Raw genomic sequence first — 19419 nt, 5'->3', positions numbered from 1 at the left:
GACCACCGCCCAGCCTCCCTCGTGACCACTCCCCGCCGGGCCCAGCCGCCCACCTTTTCGCCCGACGAGTTCCGGGAAGCGCTCGGCATGTTCGCCACGGGCGTCACCATCGTCACCGCGTGCGCGGCCGACGGCACGCTGGTCGGCCTCACGGCCAATTCCTTCAATTCGGTGTCGCTCACGCCGCCGCTGGTGCTGTGGAGCCTGGCCCGCGCGGCGGGCTCGATGCCCGCGCTCAGCACCGGTTCGCACTACGCGGTCAACATCCTGGCCGCGAGCCAGAAGCAGCTGGCCGAGCGCTTCGCCACCAAGAACATCGACCGCTGGGCCGACGTGGAATTCACCCGGGGCATCGGCGGCGCGCCGGTGCTGGTCGGCGCTGCGGCGAGCTTCGAGTGCTTCAACCGCAGCCGCTACGACGAAGGCGACCACGTGATCTTCGTCGGCGAAGTCGAGCGCTGCACCCACGACGCAGGCGCCTCGCCGTTGCTGTTCCACGGCGGACGTTTCTACACGGAACATCCCTTGTGATGCGCATCGCTGCGCTCGTGCCCGTCCTGCTGCTGGCCGCGCAGACCGCGGTAGCGCAGCAGCAGGCACAGGACGCAGCGGGAACGGCGCCCAAGCAGAACTGGTTCGACGACCCGTTCTTCCAGGTGTCCGCCGGCCTTGCGGCCTGCGCCGTGCCCGAAGGCCCCTTCTATACCGCCGAGGAACGGCGCATCCAGACCCACTCGCGCCTGGAGCGCGGCACCAGTTGCTGGCTCGCCGGCAAGTGCGCCGACAGCAACGCCTACCGCTACGACAAGCCCCTCGCGCCCAAGGTGCGCGCCGCGCTGTCGGCCGTGCCGGGCGTGCGCACCGGCAGCGTCTGGGTGATGGTCCAGCGCCGCTGGGTCTATCTGCAGGGCTGCGTGCCGACGCCCGAGTTGGCCAAGCGGCTCGAACGCGCAGCGCGTGCGGTGCCCGACGTGGAGACGCTGGTGCCCGACCTGATGATCGGTACGCGGGGCAAGCCGCCGTATCCGGTGGCCGGCCGATGAATGAACGAAGCGAACAACGACAACCAGACGACGAATGATCCAGCGCAAGACCCACCTCGACTCCCTCGCCATCGGCCTTCTCATCGCGTGCTGCGCGTTCTGGGGCCTGCAGCAGATCCTCATCAAGACCACCGTGACCGAAGTGCCGCCCATGTGGCAGGCCTCGATCCGCATGGTGGGCGCCACCGTGCTCCTGTGGCTTTGGTGCGCCTCGCGCGGCGTGCCGCTGTTCAACCGCGACGGCACGCTGTGGCCCGGCCTGCTGGCCGGTGCGCTCTTCGCGGGCGAGTTCGCCGGCATCTACCTCGGCCTGCAGCACACCAGCGCCTCGCGGCTCACCGTGTTCCTGTACACCGCGCCGTTCTGGGTCTCGCTGCTGCTGCCGCGCTGGGTGCCCGCCGAACGCCTGCGCGGCTTTCAATGGCTCGGGCTCTTCATCGCGTTCTCGGGCGTGGTGCTCGCATTCAGCGAAGGCTTCGGCCACATGAGTTCGTCGCAGCTCATCGGCGATGCGATGGGTCTGGCGGCCGGCATGCTCTGGGGCCTGACCACGCTGACGCTGCGCACCACGAAGCTCGCCACCGCCAGTGCGGAGAAGACGCTCTTCTACCAGGTGGCGGTGACCGCGGCGGTGTGCCCGGTGCTGTCGCTCGCGCTGGGCGAGACCTGGCGCTTTTCGTACTCCAGCTGGGCCTGGACCTCGATCGGCCTGCAGACCGTGATCGGCGCGTTCGCGAGCTACCTCACCTGGATGTGGTTGCTGCGGCACTACCCGGCGACGCAGATGTCTTCCTTCACCTTTCTCACGCCGCTGTTCGCACTGGTGTTCGGCGTGGTCCTGCTGAAGGAGCCGCTGACGCTGCAGCTGATGGTGGCGCTCGCAGGCGTCGCGCTCGGCATCGTGCTGGTGAACCGGCGCCCCGCGGTGCAACGCACGGTATGAGCGCAGCCCTGATGAACTTCCAGCACGTGCTCGACGACATCGTCGCCACCCTGCGCCCCGAACTCGGCCAAGCGGGCACCGTGGCGAGCTACATCCCGGCGCTCGCGCGGGTCGATTCGCGGCAGTTCGGCATTGCGCTGCGCACCTGCGAGGGCGAAGAAGCCTTCGCGGGCGACGGCGAGGTGCCGTTCTCGATCCAGAGCGTCTCCAAGCTCTTCACGCTGACGCTCGCGATGCAGCGCATGGGCGACGCGCTGTGGGAGCGCATCGGGCGCGAGCCCTCGGGCAATCCGTTCAATTCGCTGGTGCAGCTGGAGAACGAACAGGGCAAGCCGCGCAATCCGTTCATCAATGCAGGCGCGATCGCGGTGGCCGACCGGCTGGTGAGCCAGGCGGCGGCCAATGGCGGCAGCGCGAAGGCCGACATCCTCGCGCTGATGGGCGGCTTGTGCGGCGAGCCGATTGCGTTCGACGAAGAGGTGGCGAAGTCCGAGGCCGACACGGGCTTTCGCAACGTGGCGCTCGCGAATTTCATGAAGAGCTTCGGCAAGATCGACAACGATGTGGGCACGGTGCTCGACACCTACTTCCACCAGTGTTCGCTGCGCATGAGCTGCCGCCAGCTCGCGCGCGCCGCCGCCTTCCTTTGTCGCGACGGCGCGCATCCGATCGATGGCGAGCCCGAGATCACCGGCGAGCGGCAGACCCGGCGCATCAACGCGCTGATGCTGACCTGCGGCACCTACGACGCCGCGGGCGACGTGGCGTTCTCCATCGGGCTGCCGTGCAAGAGCGGCGTGGGTGGCGGCATCGTGGCGGTCGTGCCCGACAAGCTCACGCTCTGCGTCTGGTCGCCGGCGCTGGACGCGACGGGCAATTCGCTGCTAGGCATGAAGGCGCTGGAGCTGTTCGTGACGCGCACGGGGCTCTCGGTCTTCTGATCAGGCGGCCGCGGGCGCCAACGCCGTGCCGAGGCAGCCCATGCTTTCCAGCGACGCTTCGACCGCTTCTTCCAGCGGCGTGTGCGGCTCGTGCCCGAGGAAGGCCACCAGCTTTGCGTTGTCCATCAGCACCGGTGTCTGCCAGAGGTAGCGCATCTCGCGCATTTCGCGCAAGGTGGTGACGAAGGGCGAAGCCAGCGCCAGCAGCCACCACGGGAAGGCCGTCACGCGCGGCGTGGTGCCGGTGCGGCGCGCCACCACCTTGCGGATGGCGTTGCTCATCTGAGTGCCGTCGATGTCGCGATGGCCCGCCATGTGGAAGCGGGCAAAAGGTTCAAGCCTGTCGCGCCGCGCCAGCAACACGACCATGGTGCGGGCGACATCCGGCAGATACGACCATTGATGCGCCGTGCCCGCACTGCTTGGGTAGCTCACAGCCTTGACCGGCAGCCCCGCCTTCACCAGCCCTTGTGAGAACCAGTTGTTGCCGGCCTTCGGTCCGAAGAAATCACCGGCGCGCACGATCAGCACACGGGCGCCGTTGCGGCTGGCGGCTTCGAGGCGCCGTTCCAGTTCGACCCGGATGGCGCCCTTGCGGGTGACGGGCTTCTGCGGCGCGTCTTCGCGAACCAGTCCGGAGAACGCATCGGGGCCGAAGTTGTAGACCGTGCCGGGCAGCACGATGGTCGCACCTTCGGCCTTTGCGGCGGCGATGGTGTTGTCCAGCATCGGCAGCACCAGTTGCGCCCAGTTGCGGTAGCCGGGCGGGTTGACCGCATGCACGATGACCGAGCAACCCTTTGCGGCGTCCATGACGGCCTGCCGGTTCATCGCGTCGCCGCGCAGCCAGGTGATGCCGTCCTCCTGCTTCATGGGCTGCGCCATGCCGCGCCGGAGCGCCCGCACCGTCCATCCCGCCTGGCGGAGCTGCCGAGTGACCTCGCCGCCGATGCCGCCTGTCGCGCCCAGAACCAGAACCGTGTTGTTGTCGTGTGCCATGAATGCTCCAGAAACGTTGTCGATGGGCCAATTCTGGGTCGATGACTGTTCCATTGGAATTGCCGAACATGAGACAGCAGCTATACATTTGCGTATGACTTCGAACATCGGCTGGGAGCTGTACCGCTCGTTCCTCGGCGTCCTGCGGGAAGGCTCGCTCTCCGGCGCGGCGCGTGCGCTGGGCATCACGCAGCCGACGGTCGGCCGCCATGTCGCCGCGCTTGAGGCGGCGCTCGGCGTGGTGCTGTTCACGCGATCGCAGGTGGGGCTGATGCCCACCGAGGTGGCGCTTGCATTGCAAGGCCACGCCGAAGCAATGGAGAGCACCGCCGCTTCGCTGGAGCGCGCTGCCACGAGCCAGGGCGAAGAAGGAGGAAAGATCCGGGGCGTCGTGCGCATCTCCGCCAGCGAAGTGATCGGCGTCGAGGTGCTGCCGCCCATCGTCGCGCGGCTGCGCGAGGCGCACCCGGCGTTGAAAGTCGGCTGGTGCTGACCAACCGCGTGCAGGACCTGCTGCGGCGCGAGGCCGACATCGCCGTGCGCATGGTCCGCCCGAAGCAGGAACAGCTGGTCGCGCGCCGCGTCGGGCAGATCGAACTGGGCTTTCATGCGCAAAAGGACTACCTGGCCCGCCACGGCACGCCGCGCAAGATGGAAGACCTTGCGGTGCACGCCGTCATCGGCTACGACCAGCCTTCGGCGTTCGTGCGCAATGCGGGCAAGGCGCTGCCGGGCTACGGCCGCGACGCTTTCTCGCTGCGCACCGACAGCGACCTCGCGCAACTGGCGCTGATCCGCGCCGGTGTGGGCATCGGCATTTGCCAGGTTGGTCTCGCCCGGCGCGACGCCGCGCTGGTGCGCCTGATGCCGCGCGCTTTCTCGATGACGCTGGAGACCTGGATCACGATGCATGAAGACCTGCGCAACAGTCCGCGCTGCCGCGTGGCCTTCGATGCGCTGGTCGCCGGACTGCAGGCCTACATCGATCCGCCCGTGCAAGGGACAAGGGGGAAAATAGGCCGCGCACGAACACAAGCCTCCGAATGACCGAACCCATCGACTCCGCAAACCCCGACACCCCCGCCCTCCAGCAAGACCGCTTCTGGCAAGACAGAGGCTGGACCGCCCGCATCATCAAGAACGAGGAAGACGACGGCTGGGCCGTCGAAATGACCCGCGACGGCGACCCCGAGCCCGCGCTGGTCGGCCCCTGGACCATGGGCCGCGACAAGAAGAATCCCAAGCCCATGGACGGCCCCGCGTTCTCCACGCTGGTGAAGACCGCCGCCGAGGTGATCCGCCGCCACGAGCAGCAGCTGCACGCCACGCTCAACAAGAGCGTGACGGTGACGGCGCGCGACGGTCGGCGCATTCGCGTGGCGCTGGCCATCGTGCCCGACGAGGACAACCCCTCGGCCACGCTGAGCGCACACGATGACGAAGACGACAGCGAGCTGGCGAGCGTGAATGTCTCGCCGGCCTTCAAGCTCACCTCGGGCAGCGCCACCGCCTGGATCGAAGCCGACTTCGCTCGCCCGCGCTGAGCGATTGCCCGCCCGTCCGCCGCAGCCCGCAATCAGCGAAATGACGTATGGGCAGCCCGCGGTGAGTTGAGAACAATCGGCTCCGACGACACGAATCCATTTCAAGACGCAAGACAAAGCAGGCCCGACCCGGTTGAACACCGGCCGGGCCTTTTTGTTTTCTCAACCATCCATCAGGATTTCAGGAGCAGCGTCATGCGACATGGTGATATTTCGAGCAGCAGCGATTGCGTGGGCGTCGCGGTCGTCAACTACAAGATGCCCCGCCTTCACACCAAGGCCGAGGTGCTGGACAACGCCCGCAAGATCGGCGAGATGCTGGTCGGCATGAAGCGGGGCCTGCCCGGCATGGACCTGGTGATCTTTCCCGAGTACTCCACGCACGGGATCATGTACGACACCAAGGAGATGTACGACACCGCCGCCACCGTGCCCGGCGAGGAGACCGCGATCTTCGCGGACGCCTGCCGCCGCGCCAACGTGTGGGGCGTGTTCTCGCTGACCGGCGAGCGCCACGAGCAGCACCCGGACAAGGCGCCCTACAACACGCTGATCCTCATGAACAACGAGGGCGAGATCGTCCAGAAGTACCGAAAGATCATGCCGTGGGTGCCCATCGAGGGCTGGTACCCGGGCGACCGCACCTACGTGAGCGACGGGCCCAAGGGCATGAAGGTGAGCCTCATCGTCTGCGACGACGGCAACTACCCCGAGATCTGGCGCGACTGCACGATGCGCGGCGCCGAGCTCGTCATCCGCTGCCAGGGCTACATGTACCCGGCCAAGGAGCAGCAGATCCTGGTGTCCAAGGCGATGGCCTTCATGAACAACACCTACGTGGCGGTGGCCAACGCGGCGGGCTTCGACGGCGTGTACTCGTACTTCGGGCACTCGGCGCTCATCGGCTTCGACGGCCGCACGTTGGGCGAATGCGGCGAGGAAGAGATGGGCATCAACTACGCCGAACTCTCGATGAGCCTGATCCGCGATGCACGCAGGAACGGGCAGTCGCAGAACCATCTCTTCAAGCTCATGCACCGCGGCTACACCGGCGTCATCAACTCGGGCGACGGCGACAAGGGCGTGGCGGACTGCCCCTTCGATTTCTACAAACAGTGGATCAACGACCCCAAGGGCGCGCGCGAACAGGTGGAGTCGTTCACGCGCCGCACGATCGGCACGGCCGAGTGTCCGATCGAGGGGCTTCCGAATGAAGCTGGCAATCAGAGCTGACGGAACGTCGTCAGCACCTTCAGCACGCTTTGCGTGGCGCCATCGAGCTCGGCATGCTGCCGATGGGCGATGGCTTGCCAACGGGTGAGCCTGGGCACCAGCGGCAGGATCTGCACACGCTCATCGGGCGCCCCATTGGCGGCCTGCTCCGCGGGCAGCAGTGCGGCGCCGTAGCCCGCGGCCACCAGGTTGCGGATCGCAGCGTCGTAGTTCAGCTCGATGCGTGCGCGCGGCGCGAAACCCGCGCTGGCAAACCATTCCATCGCGAGCCTGTACATGTGGGTGGTGGCGTCGTTGAAGATCAACGGCTGCTTGGCCAACCAGGCCGGCGTGACGCGTTTGGGCGCTTTCCAGTGCCGCGGCACAAAAGCCATCATCGGCTGCTCGCGCCACGGCGTGACGACCAGGTCTCGCACCGGTGGCTGCGGCATCGCGACCAGACCGATGTCGAGCGTGCCCGCGGCCAAACGCGACATCGCCTCGTAGGAACCGAGGATGCTGACCTCGACGTCGATGCCCGAATACCCTCCTCCCAGCGCTTCGAGCACCTGCGGCAGCAGGTCGACCACCACGCCGGTGGACGCACCGAGCCGCACGCGGCCTGTTCGGCCTTCGGCCTGGCGCTTGACGGCATCGATGGCCTCGTCGGTGTCGCGCAGCAGCTTTCGCCCGCGCTCCACCAGCGCCGCGCCGGCGGGCGTGGGCGTGACGTTGCGGCTGCCGCGCACCACCAGCTGCGCACCGAGGCGCGACTCGAGTTCGCTGATGTGCAGGCTCACCGTGGGTTGCGCCAAGTGCAACGCCTTGGCGGCTGCGGAGAAAGTGCCGAGATCGGCAATGGCGATGAGCGTTCGCAGTTGATCGAGGTTGAGCTGTCGCATCAGGAATACTGATTGTGTGGTTCAGGAATCTCAACTTCCACAATAGCACGCAGCGGCTGAAGATGAGCGCTCCCCACCAAGGAGCCCACCGTGACAGCGCCGAAGCCCTCGATCTTTCATCAACGCCTGATGCATGCACTGCACGACTGGCGCCGCCGCGCCGCACAGCGCCGACGCAGCCGCGCCGATTCACGGCACCTGACCGGCATGAGCGACCATGAGCTGCGCGACCTGGGCATCGGCCGCAGCGAAGTGCGCGAGCTGATCGACCGCAACCGGTACTGAAGAAAGAAGCGAAGGAAGCGGCGTCGGCCTTCAGCCTTCGCCCCTGAATTTGAGGTTCAATCCGGGCGTGCCCCAACTCAAGACACCCGCCCCGCTCTCCATCGAACTCACCTCGCCGCAGTCGGTCAACGACAAGCGCGCGGCCTTCCAGTCGCTCTGGCTGCTGGTGCGCATGCAGCACGCGCACGATGCCGAGGGCGGCCTCGTGCGACTGGCCGATTTGCGCGGCGAAGTCTCCGATGCGAGCACGCTGCGCATGGTCGTGAGCCGCGCCTTCCGCGACTTCAAGGCCTGGAACATCGAAGTCGGCTGGGGCGAAGACACGCAGCGCGAGCCGCGCTTCCTCAATGCCGAGCGGCGCAGCCAGGGACCGTTCTGGCTGCCGGCCGCCGAGGCGAAGCGCCTGCGCGTGCTGGTGGAGGGCCGCGCGGCCACCGCCGCGGAGGTGGCCTCCTTTCTCGGTCTGCGCTCGCGCAAGCGCCGCGCGGCGGAACCCGGCTCGCCACCGCCCGATGCGGTGCATCTGCAGGACGCCGCGTTCTGGAAGCAGCTGGTCGCGTCGCAACAGGCCGCGCGGCAGGGCCGGCTCATGACGCCGGTGGCACCCATGGCGGACAGCGGCGCGACCGGGTTGCCAGTCAGCGCGCTGGAGTCGATCCGCCTGGCCGGCACGCTGGCCGCCACCGATTTCCAGCGCGCGCTGGTCACCCTCAACGAAGCGATGCTGTGGCGCCGGCTTGGCGACAACGAGCAGGCACGTCGGCGGCTGCTTGCGCTCAAGAAGCAGCGCCTGGCGCATCACGTGGCGGGCAACGACTACCTGGGCGCGATGGAGTGCATCGTCTCGGCGTGGTGCGCCTACACGGCGCGCGATCTGCCGCTCGCGCAATCGCTCTTGAGCGGCATGGCCGAAGACGCGGCGCGCGGGCTGGTGCTTCGGCATCACCCCGACGTGCGCTTCGAGTGGTGCAACCTCTGGGCACTGGTGTGCCGCTCGCGCGCGCTCGGCCTTGCGGCCGACGACAAGCCGGCCGCCGCCGCACTCGCCGAAGAGTCGCTGCAGCGCTTCGGCGAGGCGCTGGCCGCGGCCTTCGAATCGCATTCGTTCGACGCAGCGCAGCACGTGGCCGCCAACATGGGCATGGCCGCGTGGCTGTTCGATCGCGTCGGGCTCTCCGATCTTCCCGCGCTCGCGCACGATGGCCACGCCGACACCACGCGACGCGCGGTGCAGTGGATCGCCTTCAGCGAATGGCTTTGCGGCCATACCGACGGGCAAGGGCGCTCGGCATGGAACGCGATCTACCTGATGCGCATCGCGCGCGGCCATTGCCGGCCCGACGAGCAACCCACCCTCGCGCAATTCCGCATGCAGAAGCCGCTGGACCCGGCGGCGATCTCCAGGCTCGCGGGGCCGTTGGCCGATGCCTTCGATGCCACGCATTGGCCGGCACGCTGGGTCGATGTGGCGCAGGCGCGGCTGGCCGATCACCAGGCCGGGCGGCGGCGCTACCCGGGCCTGCAGCACTGCAGCCTTCTGTTCGAGCACGCCTGGTATGCCGCGCATGCGGGCGACCTCAAAGCAGCCGAGCAGTCGCTGGGCGTATTGCGCGAAGCCCTGCCTCAGCTCGTGCCGAGCGATCGCGCCTACTTCACCGAATCGTGGAACGACACGCTGCCCGCGGAGCTGGTGCTGGAGTCGAAGCCGCCGCGGCGCCCCGCAGCGCGCAAGAAGGCCGTGGGTCGCACAGCCCGTTGATCAGCGCTGCGTGAGCGCCTGCCGCACGCGCTCGCGCAGCACCGGCAGCACATCGCTCTCGAACCACGGGTGGTGCTTGAACCAGCCGGTGTTGCGCGGCGACGGATGCGGCAGCGGAATGAAGCGGGGCCCGTATTCCGCAAAGGCCTGGACGGTTTCGGTCACGCCGGCCTTGCGGGCCGCGCCCAGAAAATGGCGCTGCGCGTACTGGCCGATCAGCAGCGTGAGCTCGACCTGCTTCATCTCTGCGAGCAGTCGCGCCTGCCAGAGCTCAGCGCACTCCCTGCGCGGCGGCAGGTCGCCGCTGGTACCGCGGCCGGGGTAGCAGAAACCCATCGGCATGAGCGCGACGCGCGTGGCGTCGTAGAACACCTCGCGGTCGATGCCGAGCCAGCGGCGCAGTTGCTCGCCGCTCTTGTCGTTCCAGGGCACACCGGTGGTGTGCACCGTCATGCTCGGCGCCTGGCCGACGAGCAGCAGGCGCGCCGTGGCGCTGGTCTGCACGACGGGACGCGGCCCGAGCGGCAGGTGCGCGGCGCAGGCGCGGCAATCGCGGATTTCCGTGAGCAGCGCGTCCATGGCGCCGGCCGGTCCGCTAACTGGAAAAACGGCCGAAGAATCCATTGAGATCCGCACCCGCGGCGGCCCCCTCGAAGCCGTCGAAGCGTCCGTGTTCGGCGAGCGAGCGCGCGGCGCGATCGAAGCCGCCCCATGCCGCGCGCGCGAGCCCGCCGCCCACGCTGACACGGCGCACGCCGAGTTCGGCAATGTCCTTCATCGTGAGTTCGCTCACCCCGCCGACCAGCAGGTTGACGGGCTTCGGTGCCACGGCCGCGACCACGGCGGCGATCTGCTCGCGCGTTTTGATGCCCGGTGCATAGAGGCAATCGGCCCCGGCCTCCGCATAGGCCTTGAGCCGCGCGATGGTGTCGTCCAGGTCGGGCCGGCCCGCGAAGAAGTTCTCGGCGCGGCCCACGAGCAAGGTGTCGCCGCCCGCCGCATCGATGGCCTTGCGCGCGGCGCGCAGGCGCTCGACCGCAACGTCGATGGGAAAGAGCGGATTCGCTGCGTCGCCCGTCGAGTCCTCGATCGACAGGCCCGCCACGCCGGTTTCGACCGCGAGCCGCACGCTCTCGGCCACGCCTTGCGCGTCGGATGCGAAGCCGTTCTCGAAGTCGGCGTTCACGGGCAGGTCGGTCGCCGCCACGATGTCGCGAAGGTGCGCGAGCACGACATCCCGCGATTGCGCCCCGTCGGCAAAGCCCTGCGACCATGCGTGGCCCGAGCTGGTGGTGGCCAGCGCCTTGAAGCCCAGGCCCTGCAGGTACCGCGCGCTGCCGGTGTCCCAGGGGTTGGGGATGACGAAGCAGCCCTGTTCGTGGAGCGCGCGGAAGTCGGCGCGTTTCTGGGCGATGGTGCGGGTCATGGGGGCCTCATCTTTCTGCTTTGTCCGGAGGATGGTTTTTAACGCAACGAGGCAGACATTGCGCGCCCACGGCGTTCGGTGTTCTGATCGGCCCCCAATGCCCTACGCCATCCTGCTTTTCCTTCACCTCGTCGCTGCCGCCTTCTGGGTCGGCGGCATGGCCACGATGCACTTCGCGGTGCGCCCCGCCGCCGTCGCCACGCTGGAGCCACCGCTGCGCCTGCGCACCATGGCCGCGGCGCTGCGGCGCTTCTTTGTCGGCGTGGACGCTTCCGTGACGTTGCTGTTCGTGAGCGGGGTTTCGATGATCCTGCTCGCGGGTGGCTTCCGCAGCGTGCATTGGCGCATCGAGGCAATGATGAGCATCGCCATCGTGATGACCGGCATCTATGTCTACATCCGCGCCTCGGTGTTCAAGGCGCTGCGCCGCGCGGTCGAAGAGAGCGCGTGGCCGGTGGCGGCCGCGCGGCTCAACACGGTGCGCAAGCTGGTGAGCCTGAACCTTGCGCTCGGCGTGGTGGTGTTCGCCGTTGCGACCATCGGGCGCGCAGGCTAGAGCCCGTCAGCGCTTCCCGGCAGTGGTGCTCAGTTCACCGAGCAAGGCGCCATCGACAGGCTTCTGCAGCCACTTGGCGATGTCCTCGCCCAGCGCATAGGTCACGACGCCGACCATGCTGCAGGTGCTGCGCGGCATGCCGAAGTAGATGAACATCTGGCGCTCGGCGGTGAAGCGCGCGGGCGCCTCGCCCTTGCGCTCGAGCGTGCCGCGCAACTGCACGATCTTCGGACCGCCGTAGAGGCCGCCTGCGTTGGCCAAGAGGTCGGTGATCTCGACCTTGAGAACCGGCGCACCCTCGGCGTTGGCAGTCGGCGGCGGCGCAAGCAGGTATTCGTAGGGTTCGAGCAACTGGTCTTGCACAGCCTGCTTGAGCGACGCGGGGACGTCGCACGCGTCGTCTTCCTTTTTCAGCTGGATGCCCTTGGCGGTGGCGCCATAAGTGACAGCGGGCATGACCACGCTGTTGCGCGCGGTGGCTTCAGGCGGCGGGGGTTCGGGGGGCGCCGGCTGGCGCGTCCCGCAAGCGGCGAGCAGTGCGGCAGTGCCCACGGCAAAGGAAAGCCGCGCGGCAATGCGCGCGGCGAACGGGTGGCTGGTCATTGGTGATCTCCCTGGTGAATCGAACGCGCCTCTGGGGACGCGCGCCCGATTCTGCATGGAGACACAACGTGGCCAATTGACTTACAGCCCGAGTGCGCCGATGCCGTGCGCCACGGCCACGGCCTGCGCGCGAACGGTGGCGCGGTCCAGCGTGCTCGACAAGCGCGGCACGGTGCCAGACGATGCGGCTTCGGCGTACAGGTCGCCGGCGCGGGCGGCGGCCACGGCCTGCGTGCGCACCGTGGCGCGATCGGTCGCGCTCGCGATGGCGACGGGCACGCCGCTTGATGCGCCCTCGGCGTACTGGTCGGCGCTGTGGGCTGCAACGACCGCATCGGCGCGCACGGCGGCGCGGCTGGCGGTCGACTGGAACTGCAGCACGCCTTGGTATTCCTCGGCACTCGCGCCAGCGGCGAAAGCGGAAAGGGCAGTAGCAGCAGCGGCGGCGAGGAGGAGCTTGGTGGTCTTCATGGCGATATCTTTCAAAGGAAGTGAGTTGAGTGAGTCAGTGATCTATCGGACATTCATCGCTACGTCGGGATGCCGTGTGGCGATGAATGAATTACATCGGCAGGCTGTATCTGCGATGTGTCGAGATCCAGGCCGTTTTGCATGCGCGTGTGTGCGCCTCGCCAGCTGGACACAGTGGCGTACAAATCGACCCCGCGGGCCGCGCTGCGCTTCGGAAAAAGAGAGTGGACGAAAGGCCGGCGCTCAGCCGGCCGCGCCCTTGAGCTCGACGCTGTTGCCGTCGGGGTCGCTGAGGTAGATCGAAGGCCCGTTGCCCTCGGCGCCGAAGTTGTTCTGCACCTCGCCGTGCACCGGCACGCCGTGCTGCGCCATCAAGGCGCGAATCGCCGCTTCATCGAAGGGCTCGATGCGCAGGCACAGGTGGTCGACGTTGCGGCCTTCCTTGCCGGCCAAGGCGCCGCCTTGCTTGCCCAACGGCCCCTCGGGCGTGACGAGGTCGATGAGATTGGTGCCCGCACGCAGGTGCACGAGCCCCAGGTCGTCGCGGCGCTTCTCGACTGTGCAGCCCAGCACGTCGCAGTAGAAGGCGATCGCGCGATCGGCATCCTTCACGCGCAGCACGACATGGTCGATGCGCAGCACCGAGAACGGTGGGGTGCGCATCGAATCGGTCATGGCCGCTCGTCTTTCTTCAGACCACGCCCGCCGAGCGCAGCGCGTCGAATCGCGCGGCGTCGATGCCGAACTCGGCCAGCACTTCGCGCGTGTGCTGCCCGAGCGCCGGCGGCGCATGGCGCAGCACGGGCGGCGTGGCCGACAGGCGCAGCGGACTCGCCACGCCGGTGATGCTGGCAATGCCGTCGCCCGCATCGCGCGGCAGCGTGACTGCCAGGCCCCGCGCCTTGACCTGCGCATCGTCGAAGGCCTGCGCAATGTCGTTGATCGGGCCGCAGGGCACGGCCTTGTCTTCGAGCAGCGTGACCCAGTCGGCGGTGGTGCGGGTGCGGGTGAGTTCTTCCATCATTGGAATCAGCACGCCGCGGTGCTTCACGCGCAGCGTGTTGGTCGCAAAGCGCGCATCGGCCGCCCACTCTGGGTGGCCGGCCGCTTCGCAGAAACGCGCGAACTGGCCGTTGTTGCCGATGGCCAGCAGCATCGACCCATCGAGCGTCGGAAAGTCTTGATACGGCGCGAGGCTCGGGTGCGTGTTGCCCTGCCGCTGCGGTGCCTTGCCGGTGTTGAGAAACGCGCTCGCCTGGTTGGCGAGGATGGCCATGCCCACGTCGAGCAGCGCCATGTCGATGTGCTGGCCTTCGCCGGTGCGGTCGCGCACCTGCAGCGCCGCAAGAATGGCGGTGCTCGCGTAGACGCCGGTGAACAGGTCGGTGAGCGCCACGCCCACGCGCAGCGGGCCGCCGCCGGGCACGTCGTCGGGACGCCCGGTGATGCTCATCATCCCGGTCATGGCCTGGATCATCAGGTCGTAGCCTGCGCGCTCGGCGTACGGGCCGTCGTGGCCGAAGCCGGTCACGCTGCAGTAGATGAGGCGCGGGTTGGCCGCGCGGAGGCTCTCCTGATCGAGGCCGTATTGCTGCAGCCCCCCGGTCTTGAAGTTCTCCACCACGATGTCGGCCTGTGCCGCCATCTGCTGCAGCAGCGCCTGCCCCTCGGCCGTGGCCATGTCGACCGTGACCGAGCGCTTGTTGCGGTTGCAGGCGGTGAAGTAGCTGGCCTGGTCGGTGTCGTTGCCGTCCGCATCCTTGATGAACGGCGGACCCCAGGTGCGCGTGTCGTCGCCCACACCGGGACGCTCGATCTTGATGACATCGGCGCCCAGGTCCGCGAGGATCTGCGTGCACCACGGGCCCGCGAGCACGCGGGACAGATCGAGGACCTTGATGCCGTCGAGCGCTGCGGGCTTGGTCATTCGTTCTTGCTTAGTTCGCGAACGCGGCGATGCCGGTGATGGCACGGCCAAGAATGAGCGCGTGGATGTCGTGCGTGCCTTCGTAGGTGTTGACCACTTCCAGGTTCACCAGGTGGCGCGCCACGCCGAACTCGTCGCTGATGCCGTTGCCGCCCATCATGTCGCGCGCCAGGCGGGCGATGTCCAGGGCCTTGCCGCAGTTGTTGCGCTTCATGATCGAGGTGATCTCGACCGAGGCCGTGCCTTCGTCCTTCATGCGGCCCAGGCGCAGGCTGCCTTGCAGGCCCAGCGTGATCTCGGTCTGCATGTCGGCCAGCTTTTTCTGGATGAGCTGGTTGGCGGCGAGCGGGCGGCCGAACTGCTTGCGGTCCAGCGTGTACTGGCGGGCGCGGTGCCAGCAGTCTTCGGCGGCACCGAGCGCGCCCCACGAGATGCCGTAGCGGGCGCTGTTGAGGCAGGTGAACGGACCCTTGAGGCCCTGCACTTCGGGGAACGCGTTTTCTTCAGGGCAGAACACACCGTCCATCACGATTTCGCCGGTGATGCTGGCGCGCAGGCCCACCTTGCCGTGGATCGCGGGGGCCGAGAGGCCCTTCATGCCCTTCTCGAGCACGAAGCCGCGGATCGGGCCGACCGTGCCGCTTTCGCTGACTTCCTTGGCCCACACGACGAACACGTCGGCGATGGGCGAGTTGCTGATCCACATCTTGGCGCCGCTGAGCGAATAGCCGCCCGGCACCTTCTTGGCGCGGGTGACCATGCTGCCGGGGTCCGAGCCGTGGTCGGGTTCGGTCAGGCCGAAGCAGCCGATCCATTCGCCAGTGGCGAGCTTGGGCAGGAATTTCTGCTTCTGCGCTTCGGTGCCGAATTCGAAGATCGGCACCATCACCAGCGAGCTCTGCACACTGGCCATCGAGCGATAGCCCGAATCGACGCGCTCCACTTCGCGGGCGATCAGGCCGTAGGCCACGTAGTTGAGGCCGGGGCCGCCGTACTGCTCGGGGATCGTGGGGCCGAGGAGGCCGAGCGCGCCCATTTCGCGAAAGATGGCGGGGTCGGTTTCACCGGTGCGGAAGCCCTCGATGACGCGGGGCGCCAGGCGCTCCTGGCAGTAGGCATTGGCCGCGTCGCGAATCATGCGTTCTTCGTCGGTCAGTTGCTGGTCGAGAAGAAGGGGATCGTCCCAGTGGAATTGCGCTTTGGCGGCCATGTGCTGTCTCCGGAAAGAGGGAAAAAGAGAAAAGAGGGGGATGGGAGCGATCCTAGCCACGCGAGGGGCCGGGCGCAAACGATGAATCCTCACCCAGATATGCGTTTGTAGAATGTCTTGCAAGATGTTCTAGCGGTCTTGTCATTGGTGAGGCTCGATCTCCATACATACACCCGAGGCATACATGCGCCGCAAGATCCCACCCCTGCAAACCCTCGTGTGCTTCGACGCCGCCGCGCGCCACGAGAGCTACACGCGCGCCGCGCAGGAACTCGCGCTCACGCAGAGCGCCGTGTCGCGGCAGATCGGCACGCTGGAAGCCTTCCTCGGCGTCGCGCTCTTTCGCCGCACGCGGCACGGCGTGGCACTCACCGCGAGCGGCGCGGCCTATGCGCGGCAGATCACCAAGCGGCTCGAAGCGATGGAGCGCGACACGCTCGACGCCATGGCACACCAGGGCGAAGGCGGATCGCTGTCGCTGGCGGCCGTGCCCACCTTCGCCACGCGCTGGCTGATGCCGCGGCTGAAGGGTTTCGCCGCGCTCCAGCCCGACGTGGTGGTGCACATCGAGACGCGCACCCGTCCCTTTCTTTTTGCCGATGCGGAGTTCGACGCGGCCCTCTACGCCGGCACGCCCGCGCAGGTCGAGAACTGGGCCGGCACGCGCGCGCTGCTGCTGATGCACGAGGACGTAGTGCCGGTGTGCAGCCCGTCGCTTCTGCCGCGCGGCAAGGCCGTGACACCGGCGGTCATTTCGAAGATGCCGCTGCTGCAGCAGAGCACGCGGCCCGATGGCTGGCGCCAGTGGTTCGATGCGCAGCAGATCGACGCGCCCAACGCGCGCGGCGGCCCGCGTTACGAGCTTTTCTCCATCCTCGCCGCGGCCGCGTCGCACGGCCTGGGCGTGGCGCTGATGCCGACGATGCTGGTGGCCGACGAACTCGCGCGCGGCGAATTGGTGGTGGCGTGCGCGCGGCCGCTATCAGGCGAGCGCAACTACTACCTCGTGACACCGGAGCGGGCCGACCAGCGGCCGCTGCTCAGGTTCTTCAGCGACTGGCTGCTGGAGCAAGCACGCCAAGGTTGAGAATGCGCGCCATGACGACGCGCGACAGCCGATCCGAATACGAATGGCGCATGCACAAGGTGCTCACGCACATCGACGACCACCTGGACGAGCCGCTCGAACTCGCAGCGCTGGCCGACGTGGCGCATTTCTCGGCGTCTCACTTCCATCGCCTCTTCGCGGCCTGGGCCGGCGAGACGCTGGGCGACTACATCCGGCGCCGCCGCGTGGAGGTGGCGGCGCTGCGCCTCGCGACGCAGCCGCGCCTGTCGGTGCTTGAGGCGGCGGTGTCGGTGGGCTTCGGTTCGGGCGAGGCGTTCACCCGCGCGTTCCGTGCGCATTTCGGCAGCGCGCCCAGCGCGTGGCGTGCAGCGCACGACGGGTCGCCGCCCTGCGACGGCCCCTCACGCGATAGCAATCCCGATCAGATCGCCCTGCACGGCTTCACGAAGAATGGCTCTCCACTGCGCAACCCCGCGTACGAGGAGCCACCCGTGAATGTCCAGTTGATCACCCGCCCACCCGTCACCATTGCCTACCTGCGCTACACCGGCCCGTTCGGCGCGCCGGTGGGCGCGTTCTGGGCCGAGAAAGCCGCGCCCTGGATCTGCGCGCACGACCTGTGGTCGCATGCGCGCTACGGCATCAGCCACGACGACCCGAGCATCACCGCGCCCGAGCACTCGCGCTACGACGCCTGCGTGGAGGTGCCCGACGACTTCGTGACCGATGGCGGCTTTCAGAAGACGGTGCTGCCGGGCGGGCGCTATGCCTCGCTGAGGTTCCAGGGCTTGCCTGCGGAGATCAACGATGCATGGATGCGCCTGATGCGCGACTGGCTGCCTGCCAGCGGCTTTCAGTTCGACAGCCGGCCCGCGTTCGAGTACTACGGGCCCGGCATGGCCTTCGACGAGAAGACCGGCGCCTTCGAATGCGACATCTGCATTCCGATCGCGCCGCTCTGAACGCGTTTGCGCAGCCCCCGGGGAGGCGCCCACGTCCGCGCGCCGATTAGCCGACCAATCACTTCAGTAACGTTCAAAACGTATCTCAAACTGGACATTTCAGCTGTAAATGTCTAGTATGAGAGACATATGCGGCCTGCAGCACCTCCAACATTCCAAGCGACCAGCCGACGCCTTGAAGCTTTTGGCCAGCGCATCCACGCTCGGCGAAAGGCGCTGAAGATCAGCGCCGTCACGACGGCCGAGGCAGCGGGCATGTCGCGCATGACACTGCATCGCATCGAGCGCGGAGAGCCGTCCGTCACGATGGGGGCCTACATGAATGCCTTGGCGGCGTTGGGGCTGGACGTCGAGGTGGTTGCGCCGGACGACCGCCCGGCCAATGACGTTGCGGCTCCCGCGTCGGCAAGGGCGCCGACGCAAACCGTCCGGGTCGCCGATTTTGCGCAACTGCGTCGTCTCGCCTGGCAACTGCCTGCAAACGCGGAACTCACGCCCGAGGAGGCATGGGGCACCTACGAACGCAACTGGCGCCACGCCGATCCGTCCGCGCTAGAAGACAACGAACGCCAGTTGCTGGCAGAACTGGCCCACACGCTGGGCCGCAAGCCGCTCGATGTTTGAGCGCGCGCACCATCGTCGCGTGGCCGAGGTGCTCGCCGCACTGAACGCAAAGCTGTTCGCGGACAACCATTGCCTGTTCGGTGGAGGCACCGCCATCGCGAAGCACAGCAGCGTCTCTTGAACGGCCGCCCGCCGGTGCCCGGCGCGTCGTATCCAGAATCGCGTCCGGAAACGGCCAGCACCGCCAGCCCGACAGCCGGACACTGACCCGATGCAACCCCCTGTCACCCCTGCCCGCACGATCGACGCGCTCGACTGGCCCCGCATCGAGACCGATCTCGCCACGCGCGGCTGCGCCACCACCGGCCAGCTCTTCACCCCCAAGGAATGCGCCCAGCTCGCGGCGATGTACGACGAAGGCGGCCATTTCCGCAGCCGCGTGGTCATGCAGCGCCACGGCTTCGGCCAGGGCGAATACCAGTACTTCGCGAATCCGCTGCCGCCGCTGATCACGGCATGGCGCAGCGCGCTCTACGAACGCCTTGCGCCGCTCGCCAATGCCTGGGCAAGCGCGATGGGCCAGCCGGCCGACTACCCACCCGATCACGCCGCCTACCTCGCACGCTGCCATGCGGCAGACCAGCTGCGCCCCACCCCGCTGCTGCTGCGCTACGACGAGGGCGACTACAACTGCCTGCACCAGGACCTGTACGGCGACCTGCAGTTTCCGCTGCAGCTCACCGTGCTCCTGAGCCAGCCAGGCGAGGACTTCACCGGCGGCGAGTTCGTGCTGACCGAACAGCGGCCGCGCATGCAGTCGCGCGCCGAGGTCGTGTCGCTCGCGCAGGGCGAGGCCGTGATCTTCGCGGTCAACCAGCGCCCGGTGGCGGGCACGCGCGGCACCTACCGCGTGACGATGCGGCACGGCGTGAGCCGCCTGCGCTCGGGGCGGCGGCACACGGTGGGCCTCATCTTTCACGACGCGCGCTGACAACTCCCGGCT

General features: G+C 67.9%; 23 protein-coding genes and 1 pseudogene. 15 read left to right on the top strand and 9 right to left on the bottom strand.

What is annotated here, in order from left to right; genetic code table 11:
* The first annotated feature begins 21 nt into the window (after positions 1 to 21).
* The 4 genes from QFZ83_RS29455 to QFZ83_RS29440 are packed head-to-tail and all read left to right on the top strand — an operon-like array spanning position 22 to position 2927.
* Positions 22 to 531, top strand: coding sequence for a flavin reductase family protein (locus QFZ83_RS29455; protein ID WP_013538620.1), 510 nt, complete (start codon positions 22 to 24; stop codon positions 529 to 531).
* The gene (locus tag QFZ83_RS29450; protein ID WP_306882934.1) at positions 531 to 1043 is read left to right on the top strand and encodes a BON domain-containing protein; all 513 of its coding nucleotides are present in this window, start codon (positions 531 to 533) and stop codon (positions 1041 to 1043) included. The genes QFZ83_RS29455 and QFZ83_RS29450 overlap by 1 nt, the downstream gene beginning before the upstream one ends.
* A gap of 34 nt (positions 1044 to 1077) precedes the next feature.
* Complete coding sequence (locus QFZ83_RS29445; protein ID WP_306882913.1) at positions 1078 to 1986, top strand: DMT family transporter; 909 nt, start codon at positions 1078 to 1080, stop codon at positions 1984 to 1986.
* Positions 1983 to 2927: a glutaminase gene (locus tag QFZ83_RS29440; protein WP_306882912.1), complete on the top strand. Its 945-nt coding sequence runs from the start codon at positions 1983 to 1985 to the stop codon at positions 2925 to 2927. Before QFZ83_RS29445 ends, QFZ83_RS29440 begins: the two co-directional genes overlap by 4 nt.
* Here QFZ83_RS29440 and QFZ83_RS29435 read toward each other — a convergent pair whose 3' ends face one another.
* On the bottom strand, positions 2928 to 3926 hold the full coding sequence (locus QFZ83_RS29435; protein WP_307511910.1) for an NAD-dependent epimerase/dehydratase family protein: 999 nt from the start codon (positions 3924 to 3926) through the stop codon (positions 2928 to 2930).
* Between the two features lie 94 nt (positions 3927 to 4020).
* Here QFZ83_RS29435 and QFZ83_RS29430 point away from each other — a divergent pair.
* The 3 genes and pseudogenes from QFZ83_RS29430 (at position 4021) to QFZ83_RS29420 (ending at position 6703) form a co-directional block, all read left to right on the top strand.
* A pseudogene (locus QFZ83_RS29430) lies at positions 4021 to 4973 on the top strand (LysR family transcriptional regulator).
* Positions 4970 to 5470: a hypothetical protein gene (locus QFZ83_RS29425; RefSeq protein WP_307511908.1), complete on the top strand. Its 501-nt coding sequence runs from the start codon at positions 4970 to 4972 to the stop codon at positions 5468 to 5470. Before QFZ83_RS29430 ends, QFZ83_RS29425 begins: the two are co-directional and overlap by 4 nt.
* Before the next feature lie 195 nt (positions 5471 to 5665).
* Positions 5666 to 6703 (top strand): aliphatic amidase, encoded by a 1038-nt coding sequence (locus QFZ83_RS29420; protein WP_307511905.1) that lies wholly within the window; start codon positions 5666 to 5668, stop codon positions 6701 to 6703.
* Here QFZ83_RS29420 and QFZ83_RS29415 read toward each other — a convergent pair.
* On the bottom strand, positions 6694 to 7584 hold the full coding sequence (locus QFZ83_RS29415) for a LysR family transcriptional regulator (protein WP_306882907.1): 891 nt from the start codon (positions 7582 to 7584) through the stop codon (positions 6694 to 6696). The two genes, QFZ83_RS29420 and QFZ83_RS29415, sit on opposite strands and share 10 nt — an antisense overlap.
* 90 nt (positions 7585 to 7674) lie before the next feature.
* Between QFZ83_RS29415 and QFZ83_RS29410 the strand changes: the two genes are divergently transcribed.
* The gene (locus QFZ83_RS29410; protein ID WP_306882906.1) at positions 7675 to 7869 is read left to right on the top strand and encodes a DUF1127 domain-containing protein; all 195 of its coding nucleotides are present in this window, start codon (positions 7675 to 7677) and stop codon (positions 7867 to 7869) included.
* A gap of 67 nt (positions 7870 to 7936) precedes the next feature.
* Positions 7937 to 9628, top strand: coding sequence for a hypothetical protein (locus tag QFZ83_RS29405; RefSeq protein WP_307511903.1), 1692 nt, complete (start codon positions 7937 to 7939; stop codon positions 9626 to 9628).
* Here the strand turns inward: QFZ83_RS29405 and QFZ83_RS29400 are convergent, their stop codons facing one another.
* Together QFZ83_RS29400 and QFZ83_RS29395 are read right to left on the bottom strand one after the other, a co-directional pair.
* Positions 9629 to 10207 (bottom strand): uracil-DNA glycosylase family protein, encoded by a 579-nt coding sequence (locus QFZ83_RS29400; RefSeq protein ID WP_306882904.1) that lies wholly within the window; start codon positions 10205 to 10207, stop codon positions 9629 to 9631.
* Between the two features lie 16 nt (positions 10208 to 10223).
* Positions 10224 to 11054, bottom strand: coding sequence for an oxaloacetate decarboxylase (locus QFZ83_RS29395; RefSeq protein WP_306882903.1), 831 nt, complete (start codon positions 11052 to 11054; stop codon positions 10224 to 10226).
* Between the two features lie 97 nt (positions 11055 to 11151).
* On the opposite strand from QFZ83_RS29395, the gene QFZ83_RS29390 reads away from it, so the two are divergent.
* Positions 11152 to 11610 (top strand): CopD family protein, encoded by a 459-nt coding sequence (locus QFZ83_RS29390; RefSeq protein ID WP_306882902.1) that lies wholly within the window; start codon positions 11152 to 11154, stop codon positions 11608 to 11610.
* Positions 11611 to 11616: 6 nt separating this feature from the next.
* Here QFZ83_RS29390 and QFZ83_RS29385 read toward each other — a convergent pair whose 3' ends face one another.
* From QFZ83_RS29385 to QFZ83_RS29365, 5 genes are all read right to left on the bottom strand, one after another.
* Complete coding sequence (locus QFZ83_RS29385; RefSeq protein ID WP_306882901.1) at positions 11617 to 12213, bottom strand: hypothetical protein; 597 nt, start codon at positions 12211 to 12213, stop codon at positions 11617 to 11619.
* Between the two features lie 81 nt (positions 12214 to 12294).
* Complete coding sequence (locus tag QFZ83_RS29380) at positions 12295 to 12684, bottom strand: helicase SNF2 (RefSeq protein WP_306882900.1); 390 nt, start codon at positions 12682 to 12684, stop codon at positions 12295 to 12297.
* A gap of 243 nt (positions 12685 to 12927) precedes the next feature.
* Positions 12928 to 13359: a VOC family protein gene (locus QFZ83_RS29375; RefSeq protein WP_306882899.1), complete on the bottom strand. Its 432-nt coding sequence runs from the start codon at positions 13357 to 13359 to the stop codon at positions 12928 to 12930.
* 16 nt (positions 13360 to 13375) lie between these two features.
* A complete protein-coding gene (locus QFZ83_RS29370; RefSeq protein WP_307511902.1) occupies positions 13376 to 14611 on the bottom strand; it encodes a CaiB/BaiF CoA-transferase family protein in 1236 nt (411 codons plus the stop codon).
* A 10-nt stretch (positions 14612 to 14621) separates the two neighbouring features.
* Positions 14622 to 15821, bottom strand: a complete 1200-nt coding sequence (locus tag QFZ83_RS29365; RefSeq protein WP_042580725.1) for an acyl-CoA dehydrogenase — start codon at positions 15819 to 15821, stop codon at positions 14622 to 14624.
* Between the two features lie 184 nt (positions 15822 to 16005).
* Between QFZ83_RS29365 and QFZ83_RS29360 the strand changes: the two genes are divergently transcribed.
* The 5 genes from QFZ83_RS29360 to QFZ83_RS29340 all read left to right on the top strand — a co-directional run bounded on the left by QFZ83_RS29360 (position 16006) and on the right by QFZ83_RS29340 (position 19407).
* Entirely contained in the window at positions 16006 to 16908 is a 903-nt protein-coding gene (locus tag QFZ83_RS29360; RefSeq protein ID WP_307511900.1) for a LysR substrate-binding domain-containing protein, read from the top strand.
* 11 nt (positions 16909 to 16919) lie between these two features.
* Positions 16920 to 17852, top strand: a complete 933-nt coding sequence (locus tag QFZ83_RS29355) for a GyrI-like domain-containing protein (protein WP_307511898.1) — start codon at positions 16920 to 16922, stop codon at positions 17850 to 17852.
* Positions 17853 to 17981: 129 nt separating this feature from the next.
* Complete coding sequence (locus QFZ83_RS29350; RefSeq protein WP_307511896.1) at positions 17982 to 18476, top strand: helix-turn-helix domain-containing protein; 495 nt, start codon at positions 17982 to 17984, stop codon at positions 18474 to 18476.
* Entirely contained in the window at positions 18469 to 18597 is a 129-nt protein-coding gene (locus tag QFZ83_RS29345) for a hypothetical protein (protein ID WP_307511894.1), read from the top strand. Before QFZ83_RS29350 ends, QFZ83_RS29345 begins: the two co-directional genes overlap by 8 nt.
* A 90-nt stretch (positions 18598 to 18687) precedes the next feature.
* Positions 18688 to 19407, top strand: a complete 720-nt coding sequence (locus QFZ83_RS29340; protein ID WP_307511892.1) for a 2OG-Fe(II) oxygenase — start codon at positions 18688 to 18690, stop codon at positions 19405 to 19407.
* Positions 19408 to 19419 lie beyond the last annotated feature (12 nt).

Source organism: Variovorax sp. W1I1 (genome assembly GCF_030815625.1).
Lineage (GTDB): Bacteria > Pseudomonadota > Gammaproteobacteria > Burkholderiales > Burkholderiaceae_C > Variovorax > Variovorax paradoxus_C.
The sequence above is the reverse complement of the archived record's forward strand: the minus strand, read 5'-3'. Positions and strand labels throughout refer to the sequence as shown.